The organism is Paenirhizobium naphthalenivorans (assembly GCF_007992095.1).
GTDB classification, from domain to species: Bacteria; Pseudomonadota; Alphaproteobacteria; order Rhizobiales; family Rhizobiaceae; genus Allorhizobium; species Allorhizobium naphthalenivorans.
In genome coordinates this window covers 89082-109746 of the sequence record NZ_BJZP01000013.1, presented here as the reverse complement: position 1 = coordinate 109746, position 20665 = coordinate 89082, and the positions used below count along the sequence as shown (strand labels likewise).

The following is a 20665-nucleotide window of genomic DNA, read 5'->3' as shown; positions in this document are numbered from 1 at the left end:
ACAGAGAACAGCCATGAGCGCTTTCAAACCGGCAATTTGGCCCCGCAAGCTGCGATCCCAGGAATGGTACGGCGGCAATACTCGCGATAATATCTACCATCGCGGCTGGTTGAAGAACCAGGGCCACCCGCATGACCTGTTCGACGGACGCCCGGTGATCGGCATCATGAACACCTGGTCGGACCTGACGCCGTGCAACGGCCACCTGCGCGAGCTGGCGGAAAAGGTGAAGGCCGGCATCTGGGAGGCCGGCGGTTTTCCAGTCGAGGTCCCGGTCTTTTCGGCATCGGAAAACACCTACCGTCCGACAGCGATGATGTACCGCAACCTGGCGGCGCTCGCGGTCGAGGAGGCCATTCGCGGCCAGCCGATTGACGGCGTCGTCCTCCTCGTAGGCTGTGACAAGACCACGCCCTCGCTTTTGATGGGAGCTGCCTCTGTCGACTTGCCGGCGATCATGGTCTCCGGCGGTCCGATGCTCAACGGCTATTTCCGTGGCGAACGGGTCGGCTCGGGCACGCATCTGTGGAAGTTCTCCGAAGCCGTGAAGGCCGGCGAGATGACGCAGGAGGAGTTTCTTGAGGCCGAAGCCTCGATGTCGCGCTCGACCGGTACCTGCAACACCATGGGCACCGCCTCGACCATGGCTTCCATGGTCGAATCGCTCGGCATGACGCTTTCCGGCAATGCCGCTATCCCGGCCGTCGACAGCCGCCGGCGCGTCATGGCGCAATTGACCGGCCGCCGCATCGTACAGATGGTCAAGGACGACTTGAAGCCCTCCGACATCCTGACCAAGGCGGCGTTTGAAAACGCTATCCGCACCAATGGCGCGATCGGCGGTTCGACCAATGCCGTCGTCCACCTGTTGGCGATCGCTGGCCGTCTCGGTGTCGACCTGACGCTGGCAGACTGGGACCGCTGTGGTCGCGACGTCCCGACCGTCGTCAACCTCATGCCGTCCGGCGAGTATCTGATGGAGGAGTTCTTCTACGCCGGTGGCCTGTCGGTGGTGCTGAAGATGCTCGGCGAGGCCGGAAAGCTGAACAAGGATGCCTTGACCGTCTCGGGCGGTCCGATCTGGGATGAGGTCAAGGATGTCCGCAACTGGAACGACGATGTCATCCGTCCGGTCGAGCGCGCCCTCACCCAGCAGGGTGGCATCGCCGTGCTCAAGGGCAATCTGGCGCCGAAAGGCTGCGTGCTGAAGCCGTCGGCCGCCTCGCCGCACCTTATGCAGCATCGCGGCCGCGCCGTGGTGTTCGAGGACATCGACGACTACAAGGCGAAGATCAATGACGAGAACCTTGACATTGACGAGACCTGCGTCATGGTCATGAAATACTGTGGTCCGAAGGGTTATCCGGGCATGGCCGAGGTCGGCAACATGGGGCTGCCGCCCAAGGTGCTGCGCAAGGGCATTACCGACATGGTTCGCATCTCCGACGCCCGCATGTCCGGCACGGCCTATGGTACGGTTCTGCTCCATACCTCGCCGGAAGCCGCTGTCGGCGGCCCGCTTGCGGTGGTTCGCAACGGTGACATGATCGAGGTCGACGTCGCCAATCGTCGGATCCACCTTGACATTCCCGACGAGGAACTGCAGCGCCGGCTTGCTGCCTGGCGCCCGCCGGTCGAGCCGCCGGCCAGCGGCTATGCCCGCATGTTCCACGACCATGTCGAAGGGGCCGATACCGGCGCCGACTTCGACTTCCTCAAGGGGTGTCGCGGTTCGGCCGTCGGCAAGGATTCGCACTGAGGGACCGGCCATGACAGACCGCATTTCACTTGCCCTCGTCGGTATCGGCAAGATCGCTCGCGACCAGCATATTCCTTCGGTTGCCGCAGGTGCCGATTTCGACCTGAAGGCGGCGGTCAGCCGCCACGGCAAGGTCGAGGGCATCGAAAACCACGAGGATTTCGATGCTTTCCTCGCCAGCCGTCCGGCTATCCGTGCGGTCTCGCTGTGCACGCCGCCAGAGGTTCGCTTCGACATGGCCAGAAAGGCGATCGCCGCCGGCCATGACGTGCTGATGGAGAAGCCACCGGCGACCACGCTTGGCGAGGCCGAGGCGCTGGCCGAGCTTGCCGCCAAGGCCGGCGTTACGCTGTTCGCCACCTGGCACTCACGCTTTGCGCTCGGTGTTGAGCCGGCGAAGACATGGCTTGCCGGCCGGGCGATCCGCTCCATATCGATCGTATGGAAGGAAGATGTGCGTCGCTGGCATCCTGGTCAGGCGTGGATCTGGGAGCCGGGCGGATTTGGCGTCTTCGATCCCGGCATCAATGCGCTTTCGATCCTGACTGCCATCGTGCCGGGCCGGATTCTCGTCGAAAACGCCCGTCTTTCCTTTCCGGCCAACCGCAGGCAGCCCATTGCCGCCGAGATCGCCATGCGCACGTTTTCCGGCGCGCCGATCGTTGCCGAGTTCGACTGGCGCCAGGAAGGTCCACAGACCTGGGACATCACCGTGCAGACCGATCAGAGCACGTTGCGCCTTTCCAGCGGCGGTGCCGAACTGTTTATTGACGGTATTGAAAAGTCGGCTGGACCCGACCGCGAATATGCCGGTATCTACGAACGCTTCGCAACGCTCATCCGGGCGCGCGAGAGCGACGTCGATTTCCAGCCGCTCCGCCTGGTGGCGGACGCCTTCCTGTGCGGAGAGCGCCTCGAGGTCGAGGCCTTCGAAGACTGATAGACAATAGGGATATTTGCCATGGCTTATGAATTTACCGGAAAGCATCTGATCGCCGGCCGTTGGGTGGCGGGCAGCGAGACTTTCTCATCTTCGCCCGCGGAAGGTCCGGTGCGGAATTTCTCCCTCGGTTCGGCGGATCTGGTAGATGCGGCCGTGCGTGCCGCGGAAGAGGCTTTCGAAAGCTACGGCTATTCCAGCCGCGAAGAACGCGCCGCGTTCCTTGAAGCCATCGCAGAGGAAATCGACGCGCGCGGCGACGACATCACCGAAATCGGTTCCGGCGAGACTGGCCTTCCCAAGGCGCGCCTTGTTGGCGAGCGCGGCCGCACCGTCGGTCAGTTGCGCCTGTTTGCCTCGCATATCCTCAAGGGCGATTATCTCGATCGCCGCCATGATCCGGCCTTGCCGGATCGCCAGCCGTTGCCTCGGCCGGACCTCAAGCTGATGCAGCGGCCGATCGGCCCGGTCGGCGTGTTCGGTGCCTCCAATTTTCCGCTGGCCTTCTCGACCGCCGGCGGCGACACGGCCTCGGCGCTGGCTGCGGGTTGCCCGGTCGTGGTCAAGGGCCACGAGGCACATCCGGGAACGGCGGAAATCATTGCGGCCGCGATTGATGCCGCTATCAAGCGTTGCGGTGTTCATCCGGGCGTCTTCTCGCTGGTCCAGGGCGGCCGTCGTGAAGTCGGCACCGCGCTTGTCCAGCATCCGCTGATCAAGGCGATCGGCTTTACCGGTTCACTAGGCGGCGGCCGGGCTCTGTTTGACCTCTGCGCCCAGCGTCCTGAGCCCATCCCCTTCTTCGGCGAACTCGGCGCGGTCAATCCGATGTTCCTGCTGCCGGAAGCCATGGCTGCGCGCGGCGCGGCAATCGCTAAAGGCTGGGTTGGTTCACTCACCATGGGCGCCGGTCAATTCTGCACCAATCCGGGTGTTGTCGTCGTGATCGCAGGCGAGACCGCCGACGCTTTCGCCAAGACCGCCGAGGAGGCGCTCTCCACTGTTGCCCCGCAGATCATGCTCACCGAGGGCATTGCCGATGCCTATCGCAAGGGTGCGACAAAGATCGCTTCGGTCGAAGGTGTCCGTTCGGTTCTCACCTCGACCTGCGATCTGCGCAATGCGACGCCCTACCTGTTTGCCACGACAGGCAAGGAATGGCTCTCCAACTACGCGTTGGGCGAGGAAGTGTTCGGCCCGCTCGGCATGATCGTCACGGTCTCGGACACGGATGAAATGCTGGCGGTCGCTCGCAGCCTCGAAGGCCAGCTGACGGCGTCACTTCATCTCGAAGCCGGTGACGAGGCGCTTGGCGCCAAGCTCCTGCCGATCCTCGAACGCAAGGCTGGCCGCTTGCTCGCCAACGGCTTCCCGACCGGCGTCGAAGTTGCTGATTCCATGGTACACGGCGGCCCCTACCCGGCTTCCACCAACTTCGGCGCGACCTCGGTCGGCACGATGGCCATTCGTCGCTTCCTGCGACCGGTCTGCTATCAGGACATCCCGGTGGCCTTGCTCCCGGCAGACCTGCGTTAAGGACCGTTCCGGCATGAGCACGCAAGCTGCGGTGGCACTGGTCGACTGGGGAACGAGCAATCTGCGCGTTTGGTTGGTCGATGCCGCAGCTGGCGTGCTCGGTGACCGCCATTCTCCGGAAGGCATGGGGACCCTGACGTCAGATCGTTTCGCTGGCGTTCTGGAGGCACATCTTGCCGCGCTCGGCGCCGGTCCCGACCTGCCGGTGGTCGTCGCTGGCATGGCTGGCGCGCGCGCTGGCTGGGTCGAGGCCCCCTATGCCGAAGCACCGGCGGGTCTGATCGACCTTTATCGTAAAGCCGTATGCGCGCCCGGCATTGGGCGTGACGTTCGCATTCTGCCCGGTGTTTGCCAGCGCAGCGCGGGTGCGGAAGACGTGATGCGCGGCGAAGAGACCCAGCTTCTCGGTGCCGTCGCGGGCGGACTTTGTGACGCCCTGTTCTGCCTGCCCGGCACCCATTCGAAATGGGTATCGTTGGAAGGCGGCCGGATCAGCCGCTTTACCACTGTCATGACGGGTGAGTTGTTCCAACTGGTTAGCCGGCAATCAATTTTGCGCCTGTCGATCGGCGAGGGCCGCGCCGCAGCTGGGCACCCCGCCTTCCGCCAGGCGGTGGAGGAAGCTCTTTCCACCGATTTCAGTCTGACCACCCGCCTGTTCTCGATCCGGGCACAGGCTCTTCTCTCGGGCGCCGACGAATCGAGCGCCGCTTCGCGCCTCTCCGGGCTGCTGCTTGGCGCCGAAATCGCCGCCATGCGGTCTCGACTCGACGAAAGCCGGCGTGTGCAATTGATCGGCAGCGGCGCGCTGACCGAGCTTTATGCTGCGGCGCTCATTCTCGCCGGCGCCGAGCCCGTATCGCTCGACGGCGGCGAACTGGTCCGTTCGGGCCTGTTTGCCGCAGCCAAGGCTCTCTTTCCCCATCGTTTCGCGGAGTTCGCGCCATGAACCATTCCTCCGTCGGCTGGCCGATGCTCAAGCGTAATCTCGTCGCCATCTTGCGCGGCATCGGGCCTGAGGAGATCGAGGGCGTGGTCGATGCGCTGGTGGAAGCCGGATTTGAAGCGATTGAGGTACCTCTCAATTCGCCGGAGCCCTTTGCCTCGATCGAGAAGGCGCGGCGTCTCGCGCCACCATCCTGCCTGATCGGTGCCGGCACCGTGCTCGAGGTTGAACAGGTCGACCGGCTAAGGGACGTTGGCGGCGATCTCCTGGTGACGCCCAATGTCGAGCCGGCTGTCATTCAGCGCGCTGTCCAGCATGGCATGGTCACCATGCCGGGCGTCTTTACCGCGACCGAGGCGTTGCGGGCGGCCAAGGCGGGGGCGGGGGCGCTCAAGTTCTTCCCCGCAAGCGTGCTCGGTCCTCAGGGTATCAACGCTATCCGCGCCATCCTGCCGCCAGGCTTGCCGATCGGTGCCGTGGGCGGCGTGTCGCAGACCGACTTCGCCGCTTATCTCAAGGTTGGCGTCACCTGCTTCGGCCTTGGCTCCAGCCTCTACAAGCCGGGCGATAGCGCGGCGGCCGTCTCCGAAAAGGCAGAGCGGACCGTTGCCGCCTACGACACCGCCGTATCGGTCTGAATTTCACCTCATGCTCAAACGGGCTGTCGCGCGGTGACGCCCCGTTCAGTTCCACATGCCGCGCATGCGGGCACCGACATCCAGACGGATCTGCCGGGCGTCTCGCGTGCCCGGCGCCGATGGTTGCGCCACCGGCCATGTGGCTGTTTCGAAAAACTGCAACAGGGTCGCCGGAATGAAGCGGGTGCGCGCGGCATAGACATGCCGGTCCCCTTGCGCGTTCTGGCCGTAGGTGAAGAAGCGCTGTGGAACGGTCAGATGCAGGCTGTCTTTGGCCCGCGTCATCGCCACGTAGAGCAGGCGTCGTTCCTCCTCGATCTCTGCGGTTGTCCCGACCGAAAGATCGGAGGGAATGCAGCCATCGACACAATTCAGCATGAAGACCGATTTCCATTCCTGCCCCTTGGCAGAATGGATGGTGGAGAGGATCAGATAGTCCTCGTCAAGCAGCGGCACGCCCGCCTGGTCGCTGGTGGCATCCGGCGGGTCAAGTGTCAGTTCCGTAAGGAAGCGCTCGCGCGAGCCGTAGCCGGATGCGATCTGGCCGAGCTGGAGCAAATCGGCCTTGCGGGTCTCGGCGTCGTCGTGGAGGCGGTCGAGATGCGGCTCGTACCACAGCCGCGCGATCTCGATCTCGCCCGGCCATCCGCCCCGGCCCATTTCGGACAGCATATCGACGAACTTGCCCCAGTCGTCACCGGTGCGCGGCGGAGGCGGGATTTCGGCCAGTGCGGCCAGCGGGTGCGGATCGGCGGCGATGGCGTCGAGGATCTTTGACGCCGTCTGCGGGCCGACGCCTGGTAGCAGTTGCATCAAGCGGAAGCCAGCCACCTTGTCGCGCGGGTTCTGGGCGAAGCGCAGCGCCGCCAGTAGATCCTTGACATGCGCGGCGTCGAGAAATTTCAGCCCGCCGAACTTGACGAAAGGGATGTTGCGCCGGGTCAGCTCGATTTCCAGTGGGCCGGAATGGCTGGACGTGCGGAACAGCACCGCCTGGTCCTTCAGGGTGAGGCCCCGTTCGCGGTTCTCCAGGATCTGCTCGACGATATAGTTCGCCTGCTCGGCCTCGTCCCGCACCGTGACCAGCCGTGGGCGGTCCTCCGATTGTCGTTCTGTCCAGAGGTTCTTGGTGAAGCGCTCGCGCGCGAGGTCGATCACGCCATTGGCGGCGGCGAGGATCGGTTGGGTCGAGCGGTAATTGCGGTCGAGCGTGATGATGTCGGCAGGCGGGTCGAAGCTTGCTGGGAAGTCGAGGATGTTGCGGATCGTCGCAGCGCGGAAAGAATAGATCGACTGGGCATCGTCGCCAACCACCGTCAGTCCGCACCCGCCCGGCTTCATCGCCATCAGGATCGAGGATTGCAGCCGGTTGGTGTCCTGGTATTCGTCGACCAGCACATGGTCGAAGCGTCCGCCGATTTCGGCCGCGAGTTCCGGATCTCCGACCGTCTGCGCCCAGTAGAGCAGAAGGTCGTCGTAATCGAGCACGTTCTGCGCTTGTTTCGCCTCGACGTAGGCGGAAAACAGCGCCTTCAGTTCTTTCTCCCAGGTGGCGCACCAAGGATAGGCTTGCCGCAGCACCTCACCAAGCGGTGTCTCCGAGTTCACCGTCCGCGAATAGATGGCAAGGCAGGTGCCCTTGGTCGGAAAACGACTTTCCATCTTCGACAGGCCGAGATCGTGCCGCATCAGGTTCATCAGGTCGGCGGAATCCTCGCGGTCGTGGATGGTGAAGCCGGGATCGAGGCCGATCTCGTAGGCGTAGTCGCGCAAGATGCGTGCGCCGATGCCGTGGAAGGTCCCGGCCCAGGTCAGGGCATCGGTCAGCACACCGGCATCGTTGCCGAGTACCTTTCTGCAGATGCGCTCGACGCGGCGGCTCATTTCGCTCGCGGCACGGCGGGAGAAGGTCATCAGCAGGATGCGGCGTGGATCGACGCCGTTGACGATCAGGTGCGCGACGCGGTGCGCCAGCGTATTGGTCTTGCCCGATCCGGCACCCGCGATGATCAACAGCGGTCGGTTCACGTTTTCGGCGTCTGACCCGATGCCGTGCACGACGGCGCTGCGCTGCCGCTCGTTCAGCGTTTCGAGATGTGCTGGGTTCATCCGCCGAAGGCTTCCTTGGTCGCTATGATCCCCGGTTTGCCTGACAATGCGCGATTTGGCAAGAACAGAGAGAGAACTTCGCGGAGATCAAAGGCTGGCGCCTGATGAGCAAAAAAGAAAAGCCGTGTTAGATAAACTGCTTAACGTCACAATCTCCAATTTAGCCGAAACGCCGTAATTTGGACAAAACAGCGCCCAATTTTCGCGGGAGATTGGGATTTCTTGGCTTGCGAAGAGCATGCCAAGAGGGTCCGGTCTGGTGCATTGACCCCTTACCCCCAGCCCCCCAATGTTTCAGGTCGGACCCACCCAGACTCACAATTTCGTTGCAGTGGTCAAGACAGTGGCGCCGAGGATTGCCGCCGGTTCACCATGCGGTCCGGTCGATTGCAAAAGAATGGCGCATCCATCGACCCCATCCGTGCCGATCTTTTTCGCTGGCAGGGTCAGATCAAGCGCCGCTCCGTTCCACATGGCAACCGATTGCACATCGCTGACGCTGTTGACATAATCGATCGTCTTGCCGGTGTTCTCGCCTTTCGTCACCTCGACCGTCTGATGCTGGCGAAAATAGACGATCACCACCTCGGCCCTGCCCTTTCCTGCGCCAACCGTGATGGACAGTTCGTCGCCACGGCGATTGGCGCTGATCGGTACGGTCAGGCCGTCGCCCTGGGCGCGCAGAGCGTCCAGCTTTCTCTCGATCATGCCGAGATCTGTGCCCTTGAGATGGTCGCGGCCGTTGACTAGGGCCTGCGGTGTATAAACCCCCGTGCGTCCGAGGCTGCGGGCGTAGGCATATTGGCGAGCGGTGTTTTCCGGAGAGGCTAGCGTGTCCGCCCAACCAAGATAGTTCCAATAGTCCACATGATAGGAGAGCGCGACAATGCCGCCCTTACGCACCAGGGTCTCTAGCGCCTTGTCGGCAGGTGGGCAGGAACTGCAACCTTGCGAGGTGAACAGCTCGACCACGCCTTTGGGCACTGTGGCGTCCGTGGCGCCGGCGCCGGATGCCAAGGTGATGGTGCAGCTCAAAGCCAGACCGGAGAGTATCCTCGAGATCATGGAGCAAACCCGTTCAACGAGAGCCGAGGGCGCTCGCTGCGCAAACCTTCGGATCGATTTCTGTATCGCCTAATGAAATAGCCCGTCCGTAGTGCCTGTCAAAGTCACGATGGGGTGAGGCTCGCGTCAACACTGCGGTTGGCCTGTCATGAAAAAGGGCCGCCGGGAGTGTCCGGCGGCCCTGATCTTCATTTGTCCGTCCGCTTGATCAAGCGGCGAGGTCGCGCAGAACCGTCTGCAGGATCCCGCCGTTGTTGACGTAGGTGACTTCGTCAAGCGTGTCGATGCGGCATACCAGCGGGATCTCCTTCACCGAACCGTCGGCATAGGTGATCTTGGCGGTCTTCTTCTCACGCGGCTTGATCTCGCCGTCGAGGCCTTCGATCGTCACGGTCTCGTCGCCCTTCAGGTTGAGCGAGGCCCAGGTGGTGCCTTCCTCGAAGCAGAAGGGGATGACGCCCATGCCGACCAGGTTCGAGCGGTGGATGCGCTCGAAGGACTGGGCGATCACGGCGCGAACGCCGAGCAGGTTGGTGCCCTTTGCGGCCCAGTCACGCGACGAGCCATTGCCGTATTCGACGCCGGCGAAGATGACGAGCGGAACGCCCTCGGCCTTGTACTTCATGGCCGCGTCGTAGATCGACATTTCCTCCTTCGACGGATAGTGGATGGTGTAGCCACCTTCCTTGCCGTTCGGGCCGAGCATGTGGTTGCGGATGCGGATATTGGCAAACGTGCCGCGCATCATCACTTCGTGGTTACCACGACGCGTGCCGTATTGGTTGAAGTCGGCGACGCCGACGCCATTTTCCAACAGGTAGGCACCGGCCGGAGACGCCGCCTTGATCGAACCAGCCGGGGAGATGTGGTCGGTGGTGATCTTGTCTCCGAACAGGCCGAGGACACGGGCGTTGACGATGTTGCTCACGCCAGAGCCCGTCTTGCCCATGCCGACGAAATAGGGCGGGTTCTGCACATAGGTCGACTTGTTGTCCCATGCGTAGGTCTGGCCCGGAGGGACCTGCACGGCCTGCCAGTTTTCGTCGCCCTTGAACACGTCGGCATACTTGCTCTCGTAAAGCTCGCGGGTGACGTATTTCAGGATGAATTCCTGGATCTCGTGCGAGGTCGGCCAGATGTCCTTGAGGTAGACCGGGTTGCCATTCTGGTCTTCGCCGAGCGGTTCCTTGGTCAGGTCCTTCTGTACCGAGCCAGCCAGCGCGTAAGCGACGACGAGCGGTGGCGAAGCCAGATAGTTGGCCTGAACGTCAGGCGAGATGCGGCCTTCGAAGTTGCGGTTGCCCGACAGAACGCCTGCGGTGATCAGGCCCTTGTCGTTGATCGTCTTCGAGATCGGCGCCGGCAGCGGGCCGGAGTTGCCGATGCAGGTCGTGCAGCCGTAGCCGACGAGGTTGAAGCCGAGCTTGTCGAGTTCGGCCTGCAGGCCGGACTTGGCGAGGTATTCGCCGACGACCTGCGATCCCGGAGCCAGCGAGGTCTTGACCCACGGCTTGGACTTCAGGCCCTTGGCGGCGGCGTTGCGGGCGAGAAGGCCGGCAGCGATCAGGACGCTCGGGTTCGAGGTGTTGGTGCACGACGTGATGGCGGCGATGCAGACGTCGCCATGGCCGAGGTCATAATCGGTGCCTTCGACGGCGTAACGCGTGTCGATCTGACCCGGCTTCTTGTAGTCGTTCTCAAGAGCGGTGGCGAAGTTCGGAGCGATGGTTTCGAGCGGCAGACGACCTTCTGGACGCTTCGGGCCGGCCATGGATGGCACAACATCGCCGAGATCGAGTTCCAGCGTGTCGGTGAAGACCAGGTCGGAACCGTCGCCTTCGCGCCACATACCCTGAGCCTTGGAATAGGCTTCGACGAGGGCAATACGGTCCTTCGTGCGGCCCGACATGTTGAGATAGTTGATGGTTTCGCCATCGACCGGGAAGAAGCCGCAGGTCGCGCCATATTCCGGACCCATGTTGCCGATGGTGGCGCGGTCGGCAAGCGACATCGAATCAAGGCCGGGGCCAAAGAACTCGACGAACTTGGAGACAACACCCTTCTTGCGCAGCATCTGAACGACAGTCAGAACGAGGTCGGTTGCGGTGACGCCTTCCTTGACCTTGCCGGTCAGCTTGAAGCCGATGACTTCCGGCAGCAGCATGGAAACCGGCTGGCCGAGCATGGCAGCTTCAGCCTCGATCCCGCCAACGCCCCAACCGAGAACGCCCAGACCATTGATCATGGTCGTATGGGAGTCGGTGCCGACGCAGGTGTCCGGATAAGCGACGGTTTCGCCGTCTTCTTCCTTCGTCCAGACAGTCTGGCCGAGGTATTCGAGGTTCACCTGATGACAGATGCCGGTGCCCGGAGGAACAACGCGGAAATTCTTGAACGCCTGCTGGCCCCACTTGAGGAACCGATAGCGCTCGCCGTTGCGCTGGTATTCGTGTTCGACGTTGTGGGCGAAGGCCTGCGGCGTGCCGAATTCGTCTACGATGACCGAGTGGTCGATGACGAGATCGACCGGGACCAGCGGATTGATCTTTTCCGGATCGCCACCAAGGTTCACCATGGCATCGCGCATCGCGGCCAGATCGACAACGGCGGGAACGCCGGTGAAGTCCTGCATCAGCACACGGGCCGGGCGATAGGCAATTTCCGCTTCAGCGGTGCCCTTGTCGACGAGCCAGGCGGCGATCGCCTCGATGTCCTTCTTGGTTACCGTACGGCCGTCTTCGTTGCGAAGCAGGTTCTCGAGCAGAACCTTCATCGAGTAGGGGAGCTTCGATACGCCCGTCAGGCCGTTGGCCTCGGCCTTGGGAAGGCTGTAATAGACATAGTCTTTGCCGTTGACGGAAAGAGTCGAACGACAATTGAAGCTGTCGATGGATTTGGACAAGGTTAGAACCCCGCTTATACTGATAGCCTACACGTTCGTGCGGACGCCTATGCACTTCATGCACATCAGGATGCGGGTACGACCATTTCCGCTGTCCGCCCGTGAAAAATTGCTTTTGCAATCATCAAGTTCGGCACAAGGATGAATTTCACGCCGGTCGCTGGCGTGGTTGCAGGTCTTATAGATAATTTCTAAGAGAGGTGCCAGACCAACGAATGGCGAATTTCGACAATTTTTTCGAAGGGTGACCGGATGGTTGCCGGAAAGCGAATTGCATGCGGCTGATCGCCGAAGACCTCGCCGCTCGGCGCGGCGAAGACCTTATTTTTTCAGGCGTTTCCTTCACGCTGGCGGCAGGCGAGGCACTTGTTCTGATCGGGCGGAACGGTTCCGGCAAGTCGACGCTTCTGCGTGTCGTCGCCGGCTTGCTCCGGCCCGAAGCGGGGCGCGTCGAAGCGGTGTTCGGCGACGGCCGCGAGAGCCGCCCGGCCCGCGAGGTCAGCCACTATCTCGGCCACCGCAATGCCATGAAACAGGAACTGACCGTTGTCGAAAATCTGACCTTCTGGCGCGATTTCCTTGGCGACGTACAAGGCGGTGTCAGCCTTTCGATCGATGAGGCGGCGGAAACCGTGGGGCTGGGTGGTATTACCCATCTTCCCTTCGGCTATCTCTCGGCCGGGCAGCAGCGCCGATTCGCCATGGCCAAGCTTCTCGTCGCCCATCGTCCGGTATGGATCCTCGACGAGCCGACCGCGGCCCTCGACGCCAGCGCCGACCAGATGTTCGCCGGCCTGGTGCATACGCATCTTTCGAAAGGCGGCATCGTGATCGCCGCCACCCACCAGCCGCTCGGTCTCAATGACGCCAAGACCCTGGTGATGAAGGGGTTTGAGTATCGCGAGATGGAGGAAATGGCATGATGTCGCTTTTCCTTCGTGACCTGAAACTCTCGGTGCGTGCCGGCGGCGGCGCGCTGATCGGTGTACTGTTCTTCATGACCGTGGTTGCTGTCATCCCTTTCGGGGTCGGACCTGATCTCAACCTGCTGTCGCGAATCGGTCCGGCGATCGTCTGGATCGGTGCGCTTCTGGCTGCCCTCCTGGGCCTCGACCGGCTGTTTCAGGCCGAGCGCGACGATGGGTCGCTGGACCTCATTCTGATGCAGGAAACGCCGCTGGTGCTGACCGTCTTCGTCAAATGTCTGGCGCATTGGGTGGCAACCAGCCTGCCGCTGGTGATCGCCTCGCCGCTGCTCGGCCTCTTTATGAACATGAACGAAGTGGCGATCGGCGCGGTCATGCTGACCCTTCTCGTCGGATCGCCGGCCATCACCTTCATTGGAGCCGCAGGTGCCGCGGTCGCCGTCGCCTTGCCGCGCGGCGGGCTTCTGGTCTCCATTCTCGTCTTGCCACTCGCCATCCCCGTGCTGATCTTCGGGGTCAGCGCATCCTACGCCGCCGTTGAGGATCCTGCCCCCTTTCTGCCGCCATTCCTGTTTTTAATCGCCATCACCCTGTTCTTCGCCGTCATCGGGCCGCTTGCCGCGGCATTGGCGCTGCGCAGTGCCTCGGATTGACCGGTATCAATTGCAGATAAACGGCTCTCAGGTTAGAAGCATTCCATGAACACCATGAGCCTTGCCCTTTCAAAGTTCAGCGAGCTAGCCAACCCGACCCGGTTCCTGGCGCTCACTGCCCGTATCCTGCCGTGGCTGGCTGGCCTGACCGCACTTCTGTTTGCTGTCGGGCTCTATATGAGCTTCACCACTGAGGGCGATTACCAGCAGGGCGAGACGGTGCGCATCATGTATGTGCATGTGCCGGCCGCCTGGCTATCGATGATGTGCTATTCGGTCATGGCGATCTCGGCGATCGGCACACTGGTCTGGCGCCATCCGCTGGCCGATGTCAGCCACAAGGCCGCAGCGCCGCTCGGCGCCGCCTTCACGCTGATCGCGCTGATCACCGGCTCCCTCTGGGGTAAGCCGATGTGGGGTACCTGGTGGGTCTGGGATGCGCGGCTGACCTCGGTCTTCGTGCTGTTTCTCATGTATCTCGGCCTGATTGCGCTTAACCGCGCCATGGACGACGCCCCCAAGGCGGCCCGTCTCAGTTCCGTCCTGATTCTGGTCGGCTTCGTCAATATTCCGATCATCAAGTTCTCGGTCGAGTGGTGGAATACGCTGCACCAACCGGCCAGCGTCATGCGGTTGGATGGCCCGACCATCGATCCTGAATTCCTCTGGCCTCTGCTGGTCATGGCGATCGCGTTTACGCTGCTGTTCTTCACGCTGCATCTGATGGCCATGCGCAACGAGATCTGGCGCCGCCGGATCGCCACGCAGCGCCGCCTGGCGGCCCGTCTGGCCGGCCGGGAGGTTTCCGCGTGAGCCACGCTTTTTACATCTACCTTTCCTATGGCGTTAGCGGGCTCATCGTCCTGGCGCTTATTGCCTGGGTCTGGCTCGACGGCCGGGCCCGTCAGACGGAACTCAAGGCGCTCGAAGCGGCTGGCATCCGCCGTCGTTCGGCGCCGCCCGCATCCGGGGCTGGCGAATGAGCGAGATCAAATCGAAAGGCGAGGCCCGCCGCGGCGTGGGACGTTATCTGGTCGCCATCATTCCGCTCGCGCTGTTCACCATCTTCGCCGGGATCGCCGGCAAGATGCTCTATGAGCAGGATGTCAACGGCAAGAACGTGTCCGACCTGCCTTCGGCGTTGATCGGCCTGAAGGCGCCGGTGCTGGCCATGCCGGGGCTGGATGGATCGAGCACGGTGCCACTGACGTCCGCCGCGATCGCCGGCAAGCTGACGCTCGTCAATGTCTTTGCCTCCTGGTGTGTGCCCTGCCGACAGGAACACCCGATCCTCAAGGAACTGTCAAAGGATCCGCGCATCACCGTTGTCGGGATCAACTACAAGGACAAGAACGAGAATGCTCTGCGGTTTCTCGGCGAGCTCGGCAATCCCTATGCCGCGATCGGCGTAGATCCGAACGGCAAGGCTGCGATCGACTGGGGCGTCTACGGCATTCCAGAAAGCTATCTCGTCGCGGCGGACGGCACGATCCTCTACAAGAAGGTTGGCCCGTTTGATCCGCAGTCGCTGGAGAACGGTCTTTATCCGGCGATTGAAAAGGCGCTTGCCGGCTCCTGAGGCATAAGCGCTCAGAGCGCGGCCTGCCATGCCTTGATCGCCTCGACCGGCCAGACCAGCATCAGCACGTTGAGGGTGAGGTTGTCGCGGATGACGAGGGCGGTCACGATCTCGAAGCCGATGGCGAGCGCAATCGTCAGCCACACCGGAGCGCGGGATGCGAAGAGGAAGCCGAGCGCCATCGCCACCGTATCCATCGCCGAATTGAGAATGCTGTCGCCCTGATAGCCGATCGCCATGGTGGCCGTGCGGTAGCGCTCGATGATGATCGGCGAGTTTTCCAGCAGTTCCCACGCCATTTCGACCAGCACGGCGAGCGTCAGCCTGGCGCCGAACGAGGCCCGGCGCAGCAGCATCGTGGCGGCGAAATAGAACAGGAAGCCGTGGATGATGTGCGACGGTGTGTACCAGTCGGAAATGTGCTGCGAATTGCCGGCGGTGTTGACGCCCGGCTCGAACAGCTTGACGTAGCCGCATTCGCAGATCGGGACGCGGCCCATCAATGCGAGGGACAGTACCTGAACGACGAGGAGGCTGGCGGCGGCCACAAGCCAGAAGCGCGTCGCGCGTTTGTCGGCGGCAAGAGACACGGGCGCGACGCTCATTCGGCCTTGTCCCCGCTCTCCACCTTTCTCTCGGCGTCGAGTGAGTGGTGCATGATCAGCGGCATCTGGGCGAGGGTGAAGAGAATGGTGATCGGCATGGTGCCCCAGACCTTGAAATTGACCCAGACGGCGTCGGAAAAGTTGCGCCACACGGCCTCATTGAGGACGGCGAGGAAGAGAAAGAACAGACCCCAGCGCAGCGTCAGCTTCTTCCAGCCCTCGGTGTCGAGCTGGAAGGCGGCGTTGAACACATAGCCGAGCAGCGATTTGCCGAAGAACAATCCACCGAGCAGCACCACGCCGAACAGCGCGTTGACGATGGTCGGCTTCATCTTGATGAAGGTCTCGTCCTGTAGCCAGATCGACAGCGAGCCGAAGACCATGACGACGACGCCCGAGACGAAGGGCATGATCGGCAGGTGTTTGAAGATGATCTTCGAGACGATCAGCGAAATGACCGTCGCCACCATGAAAAGGGCGGTGGCGATGAACAGCGGCCCACCGACGGCGGTCAGGGTCGGAAAGGTCTTGGCCAGCCATTCGCCGCGCAGATTGCCGAAGAAGAAGACCAGTAGCGGTCCGATCTCAAGCGCCACCTTGAGCAGGGGGTGATGGCGCTCCTCGGCGGTCGGCTTGGTATCGCTTTCGATATTGCTCATCGGTTCGTCTTTCAATTCCGTAGTGCGATGCGACTTGGGGCTCAATGGGGCAGGCCGGCGATGGCGGTGGCGAAATCCTCGGCCTCGAAGGGCTCGAGATCGTCGACGCCCTCGCCCACGCCGATGAAATAGACCGGCAGCTTATGCTTGGCAGCGATGGCGACAAGGATGCCGCCGCGTGCCGTGCCGTCGAGCTTGGTCATGATCAGACCGTTGACGCCGGCGATGTTGCGAAAGATCTCGACCTGGTTCATGGCGTTCTGGCCGGTGGTGGCGTCGAGCGTCTGCAAGACCGTGTGCGGCGCATCCGGGTCGAGCTTGCCGAGCACGCGGACGATCTTTTCCAGTTCCGCCATCAGCTCCGTCTTGTTCTGCAGTCGTCCGGCGGTGTCGATGATCAGAACGTCCGACTTCTCGGCCCTGGCCTTCTCGAAGGCGTCGTAAGCGAGGCCGGCGGCATCGGCGCCGAGCTTGGTGCCGATGAAGGTCGAACCGGTGCGGTCGGCCCAGATCTTCAGCTGTTCGATCGCCGCGGCGCGGAAGGTGTCGCCGGCCGCCAGCATGACCTTGAGGCCGGAACCTGAGAGCTTGGCAGCGAGCTTGCCGATCGTGGTCGTCTTGCCGGTGCCGTTGACGCCGACCACCAGGATGACGTGCGGCTTGTGGGAGAGGTCGAGCGCGAGGGGCTTGGCCACCGGCTTCAGGACCTTGGTGATTTCGCTGGCCATGATGGCGGCGACGTCTTCGCCGCTCACGTCCTTGCCATAACGCTCGGACGAGAGAGCACCCGTGATGCGCATGGCGGTCTCGACGCCAAGGTCGGCCTGGATCAGCAGGTCCTCCAGCTCGTCGAGCGTATCCTCGTCCAGTTTGCGCTTGGTGAAGAGCGCGGCGATCTGGCCGGTCAGCTGCGAGGAGGTGCGGGCAAGACCCTGGCGCAGGCGCTGGAACCAGGAGATGCGGACCGCCGGCGCTTCCGGTTCGGGCTCCAGCGTGGATGCGGTGGCGAAGCCTTTGGGCAGCGTCACCGTGTCATCGTCATCCTGCTCGAGCGTGCCATGGGTGACGTCGGCCGGCTGTTCCGGCTGCGGATGACGGTGGCTTTCGCCAGCCTCCTGAACTTCCTCGACCGCCATTGTCTCGGCCGGTGCCGCAGGCTCGGTTTCCGCCTCGATGACGAGTTCGGCCGACGGTTCATCCTCGGCCGGACCGCCGGCGGTTTCGATCACCTCCGGGGTGATCGGGTCGGTCGCTTCAGGCAATGCCTCGACCGGCTCGTCGGCATTCAGCTGTCCAGCTGCGTCAAGGACGCTGGCGAAATCCTCCGCCTCGACCGGGGCTTCTTCAGCCGGCTTGTTCTTGCCGAAGGTGAAGACTTTCTTGATGAAGCCGAGCGCCATGGAAGCTGTCCGTTCTGTCAGGCGGCCGAGGCGGTCGCCGGTTGCATGTCGAGATGCCGGCCATTGTGGCCGGTGATCATCACCGCCGTCAGGCTGCGTGGCGAAAGGCCGGGCGCGGCGACGAGCGTGAAGTTTTCCGTATGGGCCATCCCGGTCATTTCGACAAGGATCGTCTGGCGTGTGCCGACCATCGAGGCGAGATGCTGTGTCTGGAGCCGCTCTGCCGTCTGGCGCAGCCGTGCGGCGCGCTCCTTGACGAGGCGGCGGTCGAGCTGCGGCATGCGGGCGGCGGGCGTGCCGGGGCGCGGGCTGTAAGGGAAGACGTGCAGTTGGGCGATGCCGATTTCTTCTGCGAGGCTGGCGGAATTTTCCGCCATCTCTTCCGTCTCGGTCGGGAAGCCGGCGATCATGTCGGCACCGAAACTGATCTCGGGGCGCAGGCGGCGGACCTGTTCGGCAAAGGTGATGGCATCGGAGCGGGAATGGCGACGCTTCATGCGCTTCAGGATCAGATCGTCGCCGTGTTGCAGCGACAGGTGCAGATGCGGCATGAAGCGCGGTTCATCGGCGATCAGGTCGAACAGGTGGCGGTCGGCCTCTATGCCGTCGATCGAGGAGAGGCGTAGCCGGGCGATTTCCGGAACCTGTTTCAGCAGGGTCTTGGCGAGCAGGCCGAGCGTCGGCTGGCCGGGCAGGTCGGCGCCATAGCTGGTGGCGTCGACGCCGGTCAGCACCACTTCGCGATAGCCGTTGGCGACGAGCTTGCGGGCCTGCTCGACGACCGCGCCCATCGGCACGGACCGCGAATTGCCGCGACCGAAGGGGATAATGCAGAAGGTGCAGCGATGGTCGCAGCCGTTCTGCACCTGCAGGAATGCGCGGACATGGCCGTCGATATGGCCGACGAGCTGCGGGGCGGTTTCCGTCACGCTCATGATGTCGTTGACACGCAGCTTTTCTTCGGCCGCGACGCCGAAATCGGGAAGCGCGCGATAGTGCTCCGCCTTGAGCTTTTCCTCGTTGCCGAGCACGGCATCGACTTCCGGCATGGCGGCAAAGCTCTCCGCATCAGTCTGAGCGGCGCAGCCGGTGACGATGATGCGGGCCTCAGGGTTCTCGCGCCGGGCGCGGCGGATCGCCTGTCGGGCCTGGCGGACGGCTTCACCCGTGACGGCGCAGGTGTTGACAAGAATAGCCTTGTCGAGCCCGGCTTTTGCCGCCTCGGCTTTCATCACTTCGGATTCGTAGGTATTGAGCCGGCAGCCGAAGGTGATGACGTCGATGTCGCTCACGAGGCCGAGGCCCCCGCCTCGGTGGTGTCGCGGGAGAAGGCGCCGGTCTCTGGATCAAGATGGCCGGACCATTCCCATTCGGCCGGGCCCGTCATGACGACGCGGTTATTGTGTTCGCGCCACTCGATCAGAAGCGGTTGTCGGCTCGGGCTGGAGGCGACGTCGATCGTCACCTTGCGGCCGGTGCGCCCGGTGCGGGCGGCCGAGACGCCGGCGGCGCAAGCGGCCGAACCGCAGGCGAGCGTCAGGCCCGCGCCGCGCTCCCAAGTGCGGGTGCGAAGTGTGTCCTTGCCGGTCACCTGGGCCAGCGTGATATTGGCCTTTTCCGGGAACATCGGATGGTTCTCCAGAAGCGGGCCGAAACGCTCGAGCTCGAAGCTCATCGGGTCACGGTCGACCCAGAAGATCGCGTGCGGATTGCCCATGGAGGCGACCGAAGGGGAGTGCAGGATCGGCGCGTCGATCGGGCCGATCTGAAGCTCGATGCGGCTGGTGTCATGGAACTCTTCCGCAAGCGGTATGCGGTCCCAGTCGAACACCGGATTGCCCATGTCGACCGAGATCATGCCGTCCTCGTGTTCGACGGCGTTGAGAATGCCGGCAAGTGTCTGGAAGGTGAAGATCTTGCGGCCGGTCTCGGCGGACAATGCCTGGACGACGCAGCGCGTGCCGTTGCCGCAGGCCTGGGCGAGCGTGCCGTCGCAGTTGATGATGTCGATCCAGGCGTCGGTTCCGTCGACCTTCGGATCGTGGACAGCCATGATCTGGTCGAAGGCCGTCATCGGATCGGCGGCGAGCGCGATCGCGGCCTGCGGCGTCACCTTGTCCTTGCGGCCGCGCATGTCGACGACGAGGATCTTGTTGCCAAGCCCGTTCATCTTCGCGAATTCGACCATTGCTGCCATCTGACCATTCCTCGACATCTCTGGGCTTATATGGCGGAAACCGCCGGAAATTACCAGTGCATGGCCTTTGTCGATGTGGGGACACGCGGGCCAGGTTCGATCTTCCCCCTCAAGGGGGTCGGCGCATCGCCGGCCTTTCGCCCAGGCCGAAACGCCGGCCGGGCCTTCGCCCTCCGGTGCCGCACCATTTCCTTACCTTGCCCAAGTCAGACTTGAGCGGACGGGGCGCCGAAGCTGCCGCGTAAGTAAGTTTTATATGGCACCTTTCGGCACCCCGTTCGGCGGTCTGCCTCCGTGGCCTGCTCCTATGTTCGGGATGATGGCATCTTTTCAGAGAGGTGCTCGCGGGCTTATTCTTCTTGTTGCGCTTTCGCTGCCCGGGCACTCCGAAAGACCGGTTTTTCCGAAACGCCGACGGGAGCTCTGAGGGCGTTGTCGCCCCGGCCGTCGGGTTCGTTCCGCCCTGCCAATCCATTCGCGAAGGCAAGAGCGGCCGGTCAGTCGCCGATCCCTCATTCGATAAAGGCTCGCAGTTTCGGACGAAACCGACATCGCGAACCCAGAACCCACGTGGTGTTTCGACGCCGGGCCAGGATCATTCCACGGCGCCTTTCGCCTTTCCCTGCGTCCAAGGGGCAGGCCGAAAGCGCCGATCCCGTCTCGCCGGTGACGCAGGGCCGGTGTATCCGATAACGGGACGAGTGGAAGAATAACAGAACCGCCGCAGGCGGGGACGCGCGGGGAAAAAAGA

Annotated in this window: 18 protein-coding genes; 10 read left to right on the top strand and 8 right to left on the bottom strand. The window is 63.0% G+C overall.

The window, feature by feature from the left end; all coding sequences use genetic code 11:
• Positions 1-13 precede the first annotated feature (13 nt).
• Genes araD through RNA01_RS14075 form a run of 5 tightly spaced genes read left to right on the top strand, consistent with a single transcriptional unit; the run spans position 14 to position 5819 of the window.
• On the top strand, positions 14-1759 hold the full coding sequence (gene araD, locus RNA01_RS14095) for an L-arabinonate dehydratase (protein WP_147180853.1): 1746 nt from the start codon (positions 14-16) through the stop codon (positions 1757-1759).
• 10 nt (positions 1760-1769) lie between these two features.
• Positions 1770-2699, top strand: a complete 930-nt coding sequence (locus tag RNA01_RS14090) for a Gfo/Idh/MocA family protein (protein ID WP_147180852.1) — start codon at positions 1770-1772, stop codon at positions 2697-2699.
• Between the two features lie 21 nt (positions 2700-2720).
• Positions 2721-4235: an aldehyde dehydrogenase (NADP(+)) gene (locus tag RNA01_RS14085; protein WP_147180851.1), complete on the top strand. Its 1515-nt coding sequence runs from the start codon at positions 2721-2723 to the stop codon at positions 4233-4235.
• A gap of 13 nt (positions 4236-4248) precedes the next feature.
• Complete coding sequence (locus tag RNA01_RS14080) at positions 4249-5184, top strand: 2-dehydro-3-deoxygalactonokinase (protein WP_147180850.1); 936 nt, start codon at positions 4249-4251, stop codon at positions 5182-5184.
• Positions 5181-5819, top strand: a complete 639-nt coding sequence (locus RNA01_RS14075; protein ID WP_147180849.1) for a 2-dehydro-3-deoxy-6-phosphogalactonate aldolase — start codon at positions 5181-5183, stop codon at positions 5817-5819. The genes RNA01_RS14080 and RNA01_RS14075 overlap by 4 nt, the downstream gene beginning before the upstream one ends.
• A 45-nt stretch (positions 5820-5864) precedes the next feature.
• Here RNA01_RS14075 and RNA01_RS14070 read toward each other — a convergent pair whose 3' ends face one another.
• From RNA01_RS14070 to acnA, 3 genes are all read right to left on the bottom strand, one after another.
• On the bottom strand, positions 5865-7928 hold the full coding sequence (locus RNA01_RS14070) for an ATP-dependent helicase (protein WP_147180848.1): 2064 nt from the start codon (positions 7926-7928) through the stop codon (positions 5865-5867).
• A 315-nt stretch (positions 7929-8243) separates the two neighbouring features.
• The gene (locus tag RNA01_RS14065) at positions 8244-8993 is read right to left on the bottom strand and encodes a DUF1223 domain-containing protein (RefSeq protein WP_147180847.1); all 750 of its coding nucleotides are present in this window, start codon (positions 8991-8993) and stop codon (positions 8244-8246) included.
• Between the two features lie 208 nt (positions 8994-9201).
• Complete coding sequence (gene acnA, locus RNA01_RS14060; RefSeq protein ID WP_147180846.1) at positions 9202-11895, bottom strand: aconitate hydratase AcnA; 2694 nt, start codon at positions 11893-11895, stop codon at positions 9202-9204.
• 275 nt (positions 11896-12170) lie between these two features.
• On the opposite strand from acnA, the gene ccmA reads away from it, so the two are divergent.
• Genes ccmA through RNA01_RS14035 form a run of 5 tightly spaced genes read left to right on the top strand, consistent with a single transcriptional unit; the run spans position 12171 to position 15053 of the window.
• Positions 12171-12818 carry a heme ABC exporter ATP-binding protein CcmA gene (ccmA, locus tag RNA01_RS14055; protein ID WP_147180845.1) on the top strand — a complete coding sequence of 216 codons (648 nt, stop codon included), beginning with the start codon at positions 12171-12173 and terminating at the stop codon, positions 12816-12818.
• Positions 12815-13474: a heme exporter protein CcmB gene (ccmB, locus tag RNA01_RS14050; protein WP_147180844.1), complete on the top strand. Its 660-nt coding sequence runs from the start codon at positions 12815-12817 to the stop codon at positions 13472-13474. The genes ccmA and ccmB overlap by 4 nt, the downstream gene beginning before the upstream one ends.
• 45 nt (positions 13475-13519) lie before the next feature.
• Positions 13520-14287: a heme ABC transporter permease gene (locus RNA01_RS14045; protein ID WP_147180843.1), complete on the top strand. Its 768-nt coding sequence runs from the start codon at positions 13520-13522 to the stop codon at positions 14285-14287.
• The gene (gene ccmD / locus RNA01_RS14040; RefSeq protein WP_147180842.1) at positions 14284-14457 is read left to right on the top strand and encodes a heme exporter protein CcmD; all 174 of its coding nucleotides are present in this window, start codon (positions 14284-14286) and stop codon (positions 14455-14457) included. The genes RNA01_RS14045 and ccmD overlap by 4 nt, the downstream gene beginning before the upstream one ends.
• A complete protein-coding gene (locus RNA01_RS14035; RefSeq protein WP_147180841.1) occupies positions 14454-15053 on the top strand; it encodes a DsbE family thiol:disulfide interchange protein in 600 nt (199 codons plus the stop codon). The genes ccmD and RNA01_RS14035 overlap by 4 nt, the downstream gene beginning before the upstream one ends.
• Positions 15054-15064: 11 nt before the next feature.
• Here the strand turns inward: RNA01_RS14035 and RNA01_RS14030 are convergent, their stop codons facing one another.
• Genes RNA01_RS14030 through dapF form a run of 5 tightly spaced genes read right to left on the bottom strand, consistent with a single transcriptional unit; the run spans position 15065 to position 19914 of the window.
• Positions 15065-15658: a DUF2585 domain-containing protein gene (locus RNA01_RS14030; protein ID WP_147180840.1), complete on the bottom strand. Its 594-nt coding sequence runs from the start codon at positions 15656-15658 to the stop codon at positions 15065-15067.
• Positions 15655-16317 (bottom strand): septation protein A, encoded by a 663-nt coding sequence (locus RNA01_RS14025; protein ID WP_147180839.1) that lies wholly within the window; start codon positions 16315-16317, stop codon positions 15655-15657. Before RNA01_RS14025 ends, RNA01_RS14030 begins: the two co-directional genes overlap by 4 nt.
• A 41-nt stretch (positions 16318-16358) precedes the next feature.
• The gene (gene ftsY / locus RNA01_RS14020) at positions 16359-17717 is read right to left on the bottom strand and encodes a signal recognition particle-docking protein FtsY (RefSeq protein WP_147180838.1); all 1359 of its coding nucleotides are present in this window, start codon (positions 17715-17717) and stop codon (positions 16359-16361) included.
• A 17-nt stretch (positions 17718-17734) separates the two neighbouring features.
• The gene (gene mtaB, locus RNA01_RS14015; protein ID WP_147180837.1) at positions 17735-19009 is read right to left on the bottom strand and encodes a tRNA (N(6)-L-threonylcarbamoyladenosine(37)-C(2))-methylthiotransferase MtaB; all 1275 of its coding nucleotides are present in this window, start codon (positions 19007-19009) and stop codon (positions 17735-17737) included.
• Positions 19006-19914 (bottom strand): diaminopimelate epimerase, encoded by a 909-nt coding sequence (gene dapF, locus RNA01_RS14010; protein WP_147180836.1) that lies wholly within the window; start codon positions 19912-19914, stop codon positions 19006-19008. The genes mtaB and dapF overlap by 4 nt, the downstream gene beginning before the upstream one ends.
• Between the last annotated feature and the right edge of the window lie 751 nt (positions 19915-20665).